This window comes from Clavibacter sp. CT19 (assembly GCF_027858075.1).
GTDB classification, from domain to species: Bacteria; Actinomycetota; Actinomycetes; order Actinomycetales; family Microbacteriaceae; genus Clavibacter; species Clavibacter tessellarius_A.
Map to the genome: position 1 here is coordinate 279,611 of NZ_JAQHYR010000003.1, position 12,460 is coordinate 292,070.

Below are 12,460 nucleotides of genomic sequence, written 5' to 3' on the forward strand. Positions count from 1 at the left end.
CTACAGGCCGCTGTAGGTGTGCAGGCCCTTGAAGAAGACGTTGACGACGCCGAAGTTGAACATGACGGCGGAGAACCCGATGACCGCCAGCCATGCCGACCGCGATCCGCGCCAGCCGCGGGTGGCCCGCGCGTGGATGTAGCCGGCGTAGAGCACCCAGATGATGAAGGTCCAGACCTCCTTGGTGTCCCAGCCCCAGTAGCGACCCCACGCGCGCTCGGCCCAGATGGCGCCGGCCATGAGCGTGAAGGTCCAGAAGATGAAGCCCACGATGTTGAGGCGGTACGCCATCGACTCGAGCGTGACGGAGTCGGGCAGGGTCGCGAGGAAGCGCATCTTCGCCGCCTTCGCATCGGCGGCGAGCGACTCGCGCCGGAACTGCAGCAGCTGCACGCCGGAGAGCGCGAAGGCGAGCGCGAAGAACCCGGTGCCGAGGGCGGCGACGAAGACGTGGATCACGAGCCAGTACGACTGCAGCGACGGCGGCAGCGGCGACACCTCGACGCGGTACTGCACGACGGCGACGCCCAGGAGGATGAGGATGAGCCCCGTGACGAACGTGCCGAGGAACCGCAGGTCGCGGCGCGTGAGCACGATGAGGTAGACGCTGAGGATGAGCAGCGTGCCCGTCATGGCGAACTCGTACATGTTCGCCCACGGGACCCGCGAGGCCGCGAGCCCGCGGAGCACGGTCGCGACGGCATGCGCCACGAAGCCGACGACGAGCAGCACCATGGCGACGTTGAGGCTGAGGGACCTGCCGGCGGCCACGGGCGCGTCCGGCCCGGAGGAGGCGGGCTCGCGCTCGAGGGTGGCGGTGCCGCCGCGACGGGCCGCGGTGGCGCCGACGGCGGAGGGCTGCCGCGCCGTGGCGCCGACGGCGGAGGGCTGCCGCGCCGTGGCGGCGTCGGCGACGAGCGCGGAGCGGCGCGCGAGGTCGAGGGCGAACGCGATGAACGCGGCCGCGTAGAGGCCCATCGCGACGAGGAGCGCGATGAGGGAGACGTCGTCGAGCATGGCCGTGTTCACGAGGGGAGCCTAACTTCTGCATCTGACACCGTGCCCGGCGCGAGGCCGGCCACGTGCTTGTCCGCCAGCGCCGCGACCGCGGCCTCCAGCGTGGGGTCCTCGCCGCGGGCGAGCCCGGCGTACTCGAGGGTGGTGGATCCGTCCGCCTGCGGCACCGCCTTGACCCAGACGCGCCGACGCGGCACGAACAGGGACGTGAGCAGGCCGCCGAGGATCAGGATCGCGAACAGCAGCACCCAGCCCTGGGTCGGGTCGTGGTGCACGTCGAACGAGACGAAGCGCGGCACGGCGTCGAGGGTGACGGTGCCGAGCCCGTCGGGCAGGTCGACGGTCTGCCCGGGCGACATCCGCAGCGCCTGCACGCCCGTCCGCCCGCCCGTGAGCTGGGTCAGCTCGTTGACCTGGAGGTTGTAGACGGAGGTGGGCACTCCCGCGTTGATCCCGAGGTCGCCCGTGTAGACGTTCAGCGTCAGCACGGGATTGTCGAGATCCGGGTAGGAGGACCTGAAGGGCGTCTTCGAGTCGTCGAGCGTCGGGTAGAAGAACCCGATCATGCCGACCTGCTCGCGCAGCCCGTCCGGCACCTTGACGACGCCCTGGGACATGAGCTTCGCGTCCTGCGGGAGGAACGGCACGTCGGCGCTGTAGACGCTCTTGCCCTCCGGATCCCGCACCGTGACGTGCGGCGCGTACCCGTTGCCGAGCAGGTACATGTCGGTGCCGCCGATGGCGAGCGGGTCGTTCACCTTGACCTCGCGGTCCTGCGGCTGGCCTCCGGGCACGTCGGCGGTGACGTCGGCCGTGAAGTCGAGCGGCTGGCCGATGGCGTTCGGGTTCTCCTGCTCGTACTGCACGTGCAGCGCGTTCAGCTTCACGCGGTACGGCGTGAGCGCGGAGTCGTCGAAGAACCGGCCGGGGTTGAACGAGTCGAAGGTCGAGAGCGTGTTCACGAACGACTGGCCCTCGACGAGCACCTTCTGCCCGGAGTACCCGAAGCCGCCGCCGACGCCGACCGTGATGAGGATCCCCACGAGCGCCGAGTGGAACACGAGGTTGCCGGTCTCGCGCAGGTACCCGCGCTCGGCCGAGACGGAGAGCACGCCGCCGGAGGCCGACGCGTCGTCGACGAGCAGGGTGCGGTAGCGCTGCTTCGTGAGGAGCGCGCGGGCCTGGCGGATCGCCTCGACCGGATCCCCCGTGGTCGTCCGCGTCGTGTAGCCGGCCAGGCGGGACAGGCGCGCCGGCGTCTTCGGGGGCGCTTGGCGGAGCGCGTCGAAGTGGTGCTTGGCCCGCGGCACGACGCAGCCGATGAGGCTGATGAACAGCAGCAGGTAGATGGAGGAGAACCAGACCGAGCTGTAGGTGTCGAACACCTGCAACCAGTCGAGGACCGGGTAGAGGTCCGGGTTGTCCAAGCGGAACTGCGTGACGCCGTTGGGGTCGGAGCTGCGCTGCGGCACCAGGGATCCGGGGATGGCCGCGAACGCGAGCATGAGCAGCAGGAACAGCGCCGTGCGCATGCTCGTGAGCTGCCGCCAGGCCCAGCGGAGCGTGCCGAGGAAGCCGAGCTTCGGCTGCTCGATGGCCGCGCCAGCGGCGGAGGATGGGCGCGGGGCCCGCTGCGGAGAGTCGACGTGGTCAGATGGCCGGGACATACGTGGCGATCACCCCCTGGAGGCGGAGCATCCACGCCGACCAGAGGCCGGAGACCATGAGCACGCCGATGAGGACGAGCAGCGCTCCCCCGACGAGGTTCACGGTGCGGATGTGGCGGCGGAGGAACCCGACGGTGCGCGTCATCCAGCCGAGGCCGAGGGCCACGAGGAGGAATGGCACGCCGAGCCCGATGCAGTAGGCGACGCCGAGCAGCACGCCGCGGCCCGCATCGGCGGACGTGAGGCTCATCGAGATGACGACGGCGAGGGTCGGGCCGATGCAGGGCGCCCAGCCGATGCCGAACACGACGCCGAGCAGCGGTGCGCCCGCGAGCCCGGTGGCCGGCCGCCACGAGCTCTTCACCTGCCGCTGGAGGAAGCCGAGCCGCCCGGTGAAGACGAGCCCCATGACGATGAGGACGACGCCGAGGATCCGCGTGATGAGGTCCTGCCAGCGCATCAGCCAGAAGCCGGCGGTGGCCGAGACGAGCGTGGTGACGATGAAGACGGCGGAGAAGCCGAGCACGAACAGCGCCGTGCCGAGGAGCAGGCGGCGACGCGTCGCGGATCCGCCCTTGGCCTCGGCCATGCCGCCGATGTAGCCGAGGTAGCCGGGCACCAGCGGCAGCACGCAGGGGGAGGCGAACGAGACCAGGCCCGCGAGCAGCGCCAGCGGCACCGCGACGAGGAGCTGGCCCGAGAGGGCGCTCTGGATCTGATCCACCTAGCCCGCCGGCTCCGCGACCGTGTCGGAGACGAGCGTGCGGAGCACCCCGGGGTCGATCTTCCCGAGCACCCGCGAGGCGACGCGACCCTGGCGGTCGAGCACGATGGTGGCGGGCACGGCGTTCGGCGCGATGGTGCCGGCGAACGCGAGCTGCATGCTCGTGTCCTCGACGTCGAGGACGGACGGGTAGGTGATGCCGTAGGTGGAGTCGAACGACTCGACGTTCGGTGCCCGGTCGCGCGTGTTCACCCCGAGGAACTTCACGCCGTCGGGCGCGTGCTCCACGCTCGCGGCCTGCAGGTCCTTCGCCTCGAGGCGGCAGGGCGGGCACTCGGCGTACCAGAAGTTGACCACCGTGACGGATCCCCGGTACGCGTCGGACGACACCTCGGTGCCGTCGGCGAGGGTGCCGGAGAAGTCGACCGGGGCGGCGCGGTCGGACAGCGGCACCTCCGTGAACGTGCCGTCTCCCGCGATGTAGCGCTTGTTGTCGCCCGCGCGGAACTCGGCCGCGAGCGGATCCTGCGTGCAGCCGGTGAGCGCGACCGCGGCGAGAGCGGCGGACCCGACGGCGGCGAGGACGGTGCGGCGGCGGACGGGCATCAGACCGCGCCCTCGTCGACCGCGAGGTCGGACAGGCCGGCCGCCGCGTCGATGTAGCCGGTCTCGACGAACCGGTCGCCCACGCGCTCCACCGTGGTGATGCTCGACAGCGCGCAGCGGCGCTTGCGCGGGTCGTGGAAGAGGCGCTCGCCCGCGAGGGAGAGGTGCACCATCCAGATGGGCAGCTGGTGGCTGACGATGACGACGTCGCCGTCCGGCACCGAGCGGTGCGCGGCCTTGACGGCCTCCGCCATGCGGGCGGCGATGGAGCGGTACGACTCGCCCCAGCTCGGCTTCACCGGGTCGACGACGAGCGGCCAGAGGCGCGGGGAGCGCGCGATGCGGGCGGGCGAGGGGAAGCGCGATCCCTCGAAGCGGTTGGTGGGCTCGATGACGCGCTCGTCGGTCGCGACCTCCAGGGCGAAGCGCTCGCCCCAGGGTGCGGCGGACTCCTGCGCGCGCTGCAGCGGGGAGGCGATGACGCGGTTGACGGGTGCTCCGGCGTCCTCCAGGGCCTGCGCGGCCGCGTCGGCCATGCGGTGGCCGAGGTCGGAGAGGCCGTATCCCGGGATGCGTCCGTAGAGCACTCCGTCGGGGTTGTGCACCTCGCCGTGACGGACGAGATGGATTCGTGAGGCGACCACCCGTCAAGTGTAGGTGTCGCGCGGATGTACAACCGCCGAGCAGCGAGCGCAACCCCATGCGCGAATCATTCGTCCGCAATACGATTGGGCGCACCGGCGGGGGCCGGTGCTTCGCCTCCGGCTCCGACCGGTTCTTACATGCGTATACGAATGATTGGGCCCCAAAGGAATCGCACGCTAAGTTAGGTGCGCGAGGTCGTGATCCGACCTCCCGGCGAGAGCCCCGTGGCACACGGGACCTCGCAGAGACCCCCGTCTAACGGACGCGGGCCCGCATGACGATGCCGTCCGGGACGGCGCGGAAGGAACGGGCACCATGACGATGACACCGACCAGGCCCACGGCCACCGACACCACCAGCACCGATTCCGCCCTCGATCCGATCGAGGCCGTCGGCCCCGTCGATCCGTACGCGGACTCCGACCTCCCCGAGCCCTCGCTCGTCACGCCCGGCGCCAGCACCGACGCCGTCAAGGACTACCTCCGCCAGATCGGCCGCGTGCCGCTCCTCACCGCCGAGCAGGAGGTGAGCGTCGCCCGCCGCATCGAGGTGGGCGTGCTGTCCCAGGAGGTGCTGGACACCCGCACCGACCTGACGCCCGCCGAGCGCCGCGAGTACCAGACGCTGGCCCAGGACGGCATGCGCGCCAAGCAGCACCTCGTGAACGCCAACCTGCGCCTCGTCGTCAGCATCGCCAAGCGCTACACCGGCCGCGGCCTGCCGTTCCTGGACCTCATCCAGGAGGGCAACATGGGCCTCGTCCGGGCGGTCGAGAAGTTCGACTACCAGGCCGGCTTCAAGTTCTCGACCTACGCGTCGTGGTGGATCAAGCAGTCCATCACCCGCGGCATGGCGGACACGAGCCGCACCATCCGGATCCCCGTGCACACCGTCGAGCACATCAACCGCATCAACGCGGTGCAGCGCGAGCTCGCGGTGGAGCTCGGCCGGGACCCCTCCATGGAGGAGATCGCGCGCGAGTCGGACACGCCGGTCACCAAGGTGCGCTACCTGCTCGACCGCGCGCAGGAGCCCATGTCGCTGCAGGTCCTCGTGGGCGGCAGCGGCGGCGACGGCGACACCGAGATGGCGGACCTCATCGAGGACGCCGACGTCACGCAGCCCATCGACGTGGTGACGCAGCAGCTCATGGCCGCGCACGTCACGCGCCTCATCGACGGGCTCGCCGAGCGCGACGCCGAGGTCGTGCGCATGCGCTTCGGCCTCGCGGGACTCGAGCCGCGCTCGCTCGCGTACGTGAGCCAGCAGCTCGGCGTGACGCGCGAGCGCGTGCGCCAGATCGAGAAGAAGTGCCTCGCGAAGCTCCGCATCCCGGAGCTGGAGACGTACATCCGCGGCTGATCCCGCCGCATCCCGAGGGCCGTCCGCGCTGCGTCGCGGGCGGCCCTCGCGCGTGCGCGGCGCATCGACGCCCGGGTCCGGGCCGGATCCGCATGCCCACGGGCGCCCGTGTTCCTGCGGATCCGCCGAGTACTACGCCCGCTAGTCGTTAGTGCGCATACAGTTGTTTCCCACCCCTCCGACGGCGCGCATCAACGCCGCGGACGACACGAAGCGAGCTCGACGACGAGCCGCGAAGAAGGAGGAGCCATGGCTCTCACGCAGGCCGCACCCGGCGTCACCGACGTCCCCCGCATCAGCTGGTCCCCCGTCGCCGCAGGGCTCTGGGTCGCCCGACGCGGCGACGAGTTCGCCGGCATGAGCGAGGAGCGGTGGGGCGCGGGCTTCCACGTCACCGACCGCCTCGGCCGCGACGTCGGCGACTTCCCCACCCTCGCCGAGGCGCGCGCCGCCTTGTCCTGACCGCCCTCCCGACCGCGCTGCCCCTCCGGCGGCCGGTCGGCACCGCGGGTCGCCGGGGATAGGGTCGAGCAGGTGCCTCCCTCCGGAAAGACCCCGCCCGCCTCCGCCGCCGACGACCGCGCGGACGGCTTCGTGCGTGTGCGGGGCGCGTCGGAGAACACGCTCCGGGACGTGGACGTGGACATCCCGCGCGACCGCATCGTCGCCTTCACGGGCGTCTCCGGATCCGGCAAGTCGTCGCTCGCGTTCGGCACCGTCTACGCCGAGGCCCAGCGGCGGTTCTTCGAGTCGGTCGCGCCGTACGCCCGTCGGCTGATCCGGCAGGAGCAGACGCCGCACGTCGAGAGCATCACCGGCCTGCCGCCCGCGGTCGCGCTCCAGCAGCGCCGCGGAGCGCCGAGCACGCGCTCGACCGTCGGCACCGTGACCACGCTGTCCAACTCGCTGCGGATGCTGATGTCGCGCGCGGGCGCCTACCCCGCCGGGCAGGGCCGGCTCGACTCCGACGCCTTCTCCCCCAACACCGCCGCGGGCGCCTGCCCCGTGTGCCACGGCCTCGGCGTCGCGCACACCGTGACCGAGGCATCGCTCGTGCCGGATCCGTCGCTGTCGATCCGCGACGGCGCGATCGCCGCGTGGCCGGGCGCCTGGCAGGGCAAGAACCTGCGCGACATCGCCATCGCGCTCGGCTACGACGTGGACGTGCCGTGGCGCGAGCTGCCGCAGGAGCGACGGGACTGGATCCTCTTCACCGAGGAGCAGCCCGTGGTGCAGATCACGCCGCAGCGCGACCGGGTGGCGAAGCCGTACAACGGGCGCTTCTGGAGCGCGCGCTCCTACGTGCTGCACACGCTGGCCGACTCGTCGAGCCCGCGTCTCCGCGAGGCGGCGCTCGCGCACATGGTGTCCGGCACGTGCGAGCGGTGCGGCGGGAGCGGGCTGACGCCCGAGGCGCTGGCCGTGACCTTCGCCGGCCGCAGCATCCAGGAGCTCAACGCGCTGACGCTCGCGGACCTCGCGACGGCCATCGCGCCGACGGACGGCATGGGCGACGTGGCCGTGACGATCACGACCGACCTCGTCGCGCGCCTCGCCGTGCTGGTGGACCTCGGGCTCGGCTACCTGAGCCTCGGCCGCGTCACGACGACGCTGTCGCCCGGTGAGATGCAGCGGCTCCGGCTCGCGACGCAGCTGCGGTCGGGGCTGTTCGGGGTCGTGTACGTGCTCGACGAGCCGTCCGCCGGGCTGCACCCCGCCGACGCCGAGCCGCTCCTCGAGGTGCTCGAGCAGCTGCGCGACTCCGGCAACTCGGTGTTCGTGGTGGAGCACGACATGGAGGTCGTGCGGCGGGCCGACTGGATCGTGGACGTGGGGCCGGGCGCGGGGCAGGCGGGCGGATCCGTCGTCTACAGCGGGCCGGTCGACGGGCTCCGCGAGGTGGAGGGATCGGCGACGCGGCCGCACCTCTTCCCCGACCTGGCGCCGGCGCGGGCGGAGCGCACGCCGCGGACGCCCACCGGGAGCATCCGGGCCACGGGCGTGACGCTGCACAACCTCGTCGACCTCGACGTGGAGATCCCGCTGGGCGTGATGGTCGCGGTGACGGGCGTCTCCGGATCCGGGAAGTCGACGCTCGTGAGCCGCGTGCTGCCGGACCTGCTGCGGGCCTCGCTCGCGCCCGACCGCGTGGTGGTCGAGCCGGGGGACGACGCGGACGGGGACGCGCCCGACGACGCGTCCGGACCCGCCCGCATCGCCCGGGTCGAGGGCGCCGAGGCGGTGGACCGGCTCGTCGCGGTCGACCAGCGCCCCATCGGCCGCACGCCGCGCTCGACCCTCGCCACCTACACGGGGCTCTTCGACGCGGTCCGGCGCACCTACGCGGCGACCGACGAGGCGCGGGCGCGCGGCTACGGCGCCGGGCGGTTCTCCTTCAACGTCGCGGGCGGGCGGTGCGAGACCTGCCAGGGCGAGGGATCCGTGACCGTCGAGCTGCTCTTCCTGCCCGGCTCCTACGGACCGTGCCCCACCTGCCACGGCGCCCGATACGAGCCCGGGACGCTCGAGATCGAGTACCGCGGGCGCTCGATCGCGGACGTGCTGGCGATGACGGTCGACGAGGCGCACGGGTTCCTCGCCGACGTGCCGCTCGCGGCGCGCGCCCTCGCGACCCTCCGCGACGTGGGCCTCGGCTACCTGCGGCTCGGCCAGCCCGCCACGGAGCTGTCGGGCGGAGAGGCGCAGCGGATCAAGCTGGCCACCGAGCTGCAGCGCGCGCCGCGCGGCCACACCCTCTACCTGCTCGACGAGCCGACGACGGGGCTGCATCCGGCGGACGTAGTGCTGCTCCTGCGCCAGCTGCAGGGACTCGTCGACGCGGGGAACACGGTCGTGGTGGTGGAGCACGAGATGGACGTGGTGGCGGACGCCGACCGGGTCATCGACCTCGGGCCGTCGGGCGGCGACCAGGGCGGACGCATCGTGGCGCAGGGCACCCCGCGCGAGGTCGCGGACACGGCCGGCAGCCGCACCGCCCCCTACCTCGCCCGCCGGCTCGACGCGTCCTGAGCGGCGGCCCCGCGTGCCATCGCGGCCCCCGGCCCGCGTCGGTAGTCTGACCTCCGGCGTCCGCGCCCGCGCGCGTCGACGCCCGACGGCATCCGCACCTCTTCCCTAGGAGCACCTCGTGACTGACTCGACCGGAACACCCTCCACGCCCGCGGGCTGGTACGCGGACCCCGCCGGATCCGACCGCCTGCGCTGGTGGGACGGCACTCGCTGGACCGACCACCTGACGGATGCGCCGGGCGCTGGTGCCGGTGCGGGTGCCGGTGCCGGTGCCGGTGCCGGTGCGGCGCACTCGACGGGTCGCACCGGATCGGCGGAGGAGGCCGCGCCGGCAGCGTCCGGCGCGTCGGACGGCCAGGCGGCGTCGCAGCCGTACGCCCAGCAGACGTACGCCCAGCAGACGTACGCGCAGCAGACGTACGCGCAGCAGCCGTACGCGCAGGCCGCCTACGCGGCACCGACCCCGCCGCCGCAGGTGCCCGCGAGCACCTCGCCGTGGACCTGGGCCATCTGGGTGCTCGCGGCGCTGCCGGTGGTCTCGCTCGTGATCTCGCTCAGCGTGGACTACCGCAGCCTGCTGGACTCGAGCCCGCGCGGGATCAGCCCCGAGGCCGCCGTGACGTCCGCGCTCCTCAACTTCCTGCAGTTCCTCCTGTGGGGCGCGACGGTCGTCCTCGCGTTCTTCGACTGGCGGGACCTCACGCGCCGCGGCATCGTGAAGCCCTTCCACTGGGCGTGGGCGTTCATCCCCGTCAACGGCGGGGTGTACCTCATCGGCCGGTCGATCGTCGTGCGCCGCCGGATCGAGGGCGCGCCGTCCTCCGCGCTCACGCCGATCTGGGTCTGGATCGGGCTCAACGCGCTCGTGTCCATCATCGCGATCGCGAAGGGCGTCGGTGTCCTCCTGGACACGATGCAGCGGTACAGCCCCCGCGGCTACTGATCTGCGGGCACCCGCCCGCCGCACGCCCCGCGCCCCGGTCGGCGCGTCCGCTCACACGAGCCGGATGCGCTGGCCGGGGCGCAGCTGCGCGGCCAGCCGGACGTCGTCGCGGGCGACCACGCCGATCACCGGGTAGCCGCCCGTCATGGGGTGGTCGGCGAGGAACAGGATCGGCCGGCCCGATGGCGGCACCTGGAGCGCGCCCGTGACGACGCCCTCGCTGGGGAGCTCGCCGGGGATCCGCCGCTCGAGCGGTGCGCCGTCGAGCCGGACGCCCACGCGGTCGGCCTCCGCCGTGACCTCCCACGTCCCGTCGAGGAGGGCGTCCCAGGATCCGTCGACGAACCAGTCGAGGCGCGGGCCGGGCGAGACGCGGAGGACGACCTCGCCGTCGGCGGGCGCGGAGACCGGCAGCGAGTCGACGGGCGGGACGGGGCCGGCGACCGCGGATCCGACGGGCAGCGCGTCGCCGGGTGCGACCGGCGCCGGACCCACGCGGGAGAGCAGGTCGGTGGCGCGGGATCCGAGGACGGGCGGGACGTCGATCCCGCCCCGGACGGCCAGGTACCAGCGGATGCCGCGCTCGGCGGCGCCCACCTCCAGCGCGTCGCCCGCGTCGAGCAGCATCGCCCGGGCGTAGGGCGCCGGGCGCGACTCCCGGCCGACCGTGCGCGCGAGCGGGCCGACGGCGCCCGTCACGGCGACCCACACGGCCGCGGTCGCGCGCAGCACGGCGCCGCCGAGCACGATCTCGAGGCCCGCGGTGCCGGGCGCGTTGCCGACGAGGAGGTTGGCGTCGGCGAGGGCGCGCGGATCCAGCGCGCCGGAGGGCGAGACGCCGATGCCGCCGTGGCCGGGTCGTCCGGCGTCCTGCACGAGCATCAGCGGGCCGGTGCGCTCGACGACGAGCGCGGGCGCGGCGGCGGTCGTCGCGCGACGGCCGCGGCGCCCGGGGGCCGGCCCGACGGTCCCGGGCGCGCTCACGCCCCGACCTCGCGGAAGCGCACGGCGGATCCGGGCACGAGGAGCGCCGCCGGCTCGCGCTCCGGGTCCCACAGCACCGCGTCGGTCGTGCCGATGAGCTGCCAGCCGCCCGGGGAGGCGCGCGGGTAGATCCCGCTGAACTCGCCCGCGAGCGCGACGGCGCCCGCGGGGACGCGCGGCCGCGGCGACGCGCGGCGCGGCACCACGAGTCCGGGGACGCCGGCGAGGTACCCGAAGCCCGGCGCGAACCCGCCGAACGCGACCGTCCAGGTGCCGGAGGTGTGACGCCGGACGACCTCGCGCGCGTCGATGCCGAGGAGCGCGGCGACGTCGGCCAGGTCCTCGCCGTCGTAGACCACGTCGATCTCGACGGGCTCGCCCCCGCGCGCCCCCGCCTCGTCGGCGGGCGTCGCGGCGAGGGCCCAGGCGCGGGCGGCGGCCACCGGGAGCACGTGCGGATCCACCGTGACGAGGATGCTGCGTGCGCCCGGCACGACGTCGACCACGCCCGCCGGCCGCGTGGCGTCGAGCACGGGCTGGAGCCGGAGGACCTCGTCGAGCGAGTCGAGGTCGAGCATGACGGCGGCGTCGCCGCACGGCAGGAGGCGGAGGGTCACAGCGCGCGCCGGTCGCGGACGGGGAGGGCGCGGTCGGCGGCGTCGGGCACGGGGCGGATCTCCACGCCCGCCTCCTCGAGGGCCGCGCGCACCGCCCGGGCGAGGCCCACGGCGCCGGGGGTGTCGCTGTGCAGGCAGATCGAGTCGGGGTCGAGCCGCACGACGGATCCGTCGACCGCCACGACCGTGCCCTCCGTCGCCATGCGCACCGAGCGGGCCGCGACCTCGGCCGGATCGTGGACCACCGCGCCCTCCTGCCGCCGCGACACGAGCGCGCCCGCGGGCGTGTAGGCGCGGTCGGCGAAGGCCTCGACGCGCGTCGGCAGCCCGGCGGTGGCGGCGAGCCGGAGGATCTCGGAGCCGGGGAGCCCGAGCACGGGGAGCGTCGGATCCAGCGCCACGACCGCGTCCACGACGGCCTGGGCCTGCACGGGATCGTGCGCGATGCGGTTGTACAGGGCGCCGTGCGGCTTGATGTAGCTGACGCGCGCGCCGACCGTGCGGGCCATGCCGCTGATCGCCGCGAGCTGGTAGAGCACGTCGCCCGTGAGCTCGGCGGGCGAGGCGTCGAGGTCGCGGCGGCCGAACCCGGCGAGGTCGCGGTAGGCGACGTGCGCGCCGACCGCGACGCCGTCCCGCGCCGCCCGTTCGAGCGCGTGCAGCATCACGAGCGGATCCCCCGCGTGGAACCCGCAGGCGACGTTCGCGCTCGAGACGATGGCGAGCATCGCGTCGTCGTCGCCCAGGGTCCAGCGGCCGAACGACTCCGCGAGGTCGCTGTTGAGGTCGATCCGCATGGCGTTCCCCCTGCACCCGGTGCGACGGCCGCGGGCCGCGGCGCCGTCCCCACCAGGCTAGGCGTCCC

The 12,460-nt window shown here is 73.7% G+C and carries 12 protein-coding genes; 4 read left to right on the forward strand and 8 right to left on the reverse strand.

Annotated features, from left to right (window positions below; genetic code table 11):
• From ccsB to PED38_RS05495, 5 genes are read right to left on the reverse strand one after another with little or no spacing between them, the layout of a single operon-like run.
• On the reverse strand, positions 1–1,029 hold the full coding sequence (gene ccsB, locus PED38_RS05475) for a c-type cytochrome biogenesis protein CcsB (RefSeq protein ID WP_270980242.1): 1,029 nt from the start codon (positions 1,027–1,029) through the stop codon (positions 1–3).
• Entirely contained in the window at positions 1,026–2,684 is a 1,659-nt protein-coding gene (gene resB / locus PED38_RS05480) for a cytochrome c biogenesis protein ResB (protein ID WP_270980245.1), read from the reverse strand. Before resB ends, ccsB begins: the two co-directional genes overlap by 4 nt.
• Positions 2,668–3,408 carry a cytochrome c biogenesis CcdA family protein gene (locus tag PED38_RS05485; protein WP_270980246.1) on the reverse strand — a complete coding sequence of 247 codons (741 nt, stop codon included), beginning with the start codon at positions 3,406–3,408 and terminating at the stop codon, positions 2,668–2,670. The genes resB and PED38_RS05485 overlap by 17 nt, the downstream gene beginning before the upstream one ends.
• Positions 3,409–4,014: a TlpA family protein disulfide reductase gene (locus PED38_RS05490; RefSeq protein WP_063072426.1), complete on the reverse strand. Its 606-nt coding sequence runs from the start codon at positions 4,012–4,014 to the stop codon at positions 3,409–3,411.
• On the reverse strand, positions 4,014–4,658 hold the full coding sequence (locus PED38_RS05495; protein WP_270980249.1) for a histidine phosphatase family protein: 645 nt from the start codon (positions 4,656–4,658) through the stop codon (positions 4,014–4,016). Before PED38_RS05495 ends, PED38_RS05490 begins: the two co-directional genes overlap by 1 nt.
• Positions 4,659–4,974: 316 nt before the next feature.
• On the opposite strand from PED38_RS05495, the gene PED38_RS05500 reads away from it, so the two are divergent.
• The 4 genes from PED38_RS05500 to PED38_RS05515 all read left to right on the forward strand — a co-directional run bounded on the left by PED38_RS05500 (position 4,975) and on the right by PED38_RS05515 (position 9,994).
• Complete coding sequence (locus PED38_RS05500; protein WP_063072428.1) at positions 4,975–6,021, forward strand: sigma-70 family RNA polymerase sigma factor; 1,047 nt, start codon at positions 4,975–4,977, stop codon at positions 6,019–6,021.
• A 249-nt stretch (positions 6,022–6,270) separates the two neighbouring features.
• Positions 6,271–6,483, forward strand: a complete 213-nt coding sequence (locus PED38_RS05505) for a hypothetical protein (RefSeq protein WP_063072429.1) — start codon at positions 6,271–6,273, stop codon at positions 6,481–6,483.
• A gap of 72 nt (positions 6,484–6,555) precedes the next feature.
• Positions 6,556–9,051 (forward strand): excinuclease ABC subunit UvrA, encoded by a 2,496-nt coding sequence (locus PED38_RS05510; protein ID WP_270980252.1) that lies wholly within the window; start codon positions 6,556–6,558, stop codon positions 9,049–9,051.
• A gap of 118 nt (positions 9,052–9,169) precedes the next feature.
• Positions 9,170–9,994 carry a DUF2510 domain-containing protein gene (locus PED38_RS05515; protein ID WP_270980254.1) on the forward strand — a complete coding sequence of 275 codons (825 nt, stop codon included), beginning with the start codon at positions 9,170–9,172 and terminating at the stop codon, positions 9,992–9,994.
• A gap of 51 nt (positions 9,995–10,045) precedes the next feature.
• Here the strand turns inward: PED38_RS05515 and PED38_RS05520 are convergent, their stop codons facing one another.
• From PED38_RS05520 to PED38_RS05530, 3 genes are read right to left on the reverse strand one after another with little or no spacing between them, the layout of a single operon-like run.
• A complete protein-coding gene (locus PED38_RS05520) occupies positions 10,046–10,978 on the reverse strand; it encodes a biotin-dependent carboxyltransferase family protein (RefSeq protein WP_333720438.1) in 933 nt (310 codons plus the stop codon).
• Positions 10,975–11,595: a 5-oxoprolinase subunit B family protein gene (locus PED38_RS05525; protein WP_063072432.1), complete on the reverse strand. Its 621-nt coding sequence runs from the start codon at positions 11,593–11,595 to the stop codon at positions 10,975–10,977. Before PED38_RS05525 ends, PED38_RS05520 begins: the two co-directional genes overlap by 4 nt.
• Positions 11,592–12,392, reverse strand: a complete 801-nt coding sequence (locus PED38_RS05530) for a LamB/YcsF family protein (protein WP_270980257.1) — start codon at positions 12,390–12,392, stop codon at positions 11,592–11,594. The genes PED38_RS05525 and PED38_RS05530 overlap by 4 nt, the downstream gene beginning before the upstream one ends.
• Positions 12,393–12,460 lie beyond the last annotated feature (68 nt).

Excerpts from the sequence above, each read along its gene's own strand:
- PED38_RS05500 (WP_063072428.1), top strand. The coding sequence starts at position 4,975 with ATGACGATGACACCGACCAGGCCCACGGCCACCGACACCACCAGCACC.
- PED38_RS05505 (WP_063072429.1), top strand. The coding sequence starts at position 6,271 with ATGGCTCTCACGCAGGCCGCACCCGGCGTCACCGACGTCCCCCGCATC.
- PED38_RS05530 (WP_270980257.1), bottom strand. The coding sequence starts at position 12,392 with ATGCGGATCGACCTCAACAGCGACCTCGCGGAGTCGTTCGGCCGCTGG.
- PED38_RS05490 (WP_063072426.1), bottom strand. The coding sequence starts at position 4,014 with ATGCCCGTCCGCCGCCGCACCGTCCTCGCCGCCGTCGGGTCCGCCGCT.
- resB (WP_270980245.1), bottom strand. The coding sequence starts at position 2,684 with ATGTCCCGGCCATCTGACCACGTCGACTCTCCGCAGCGGGCCCCGCGC.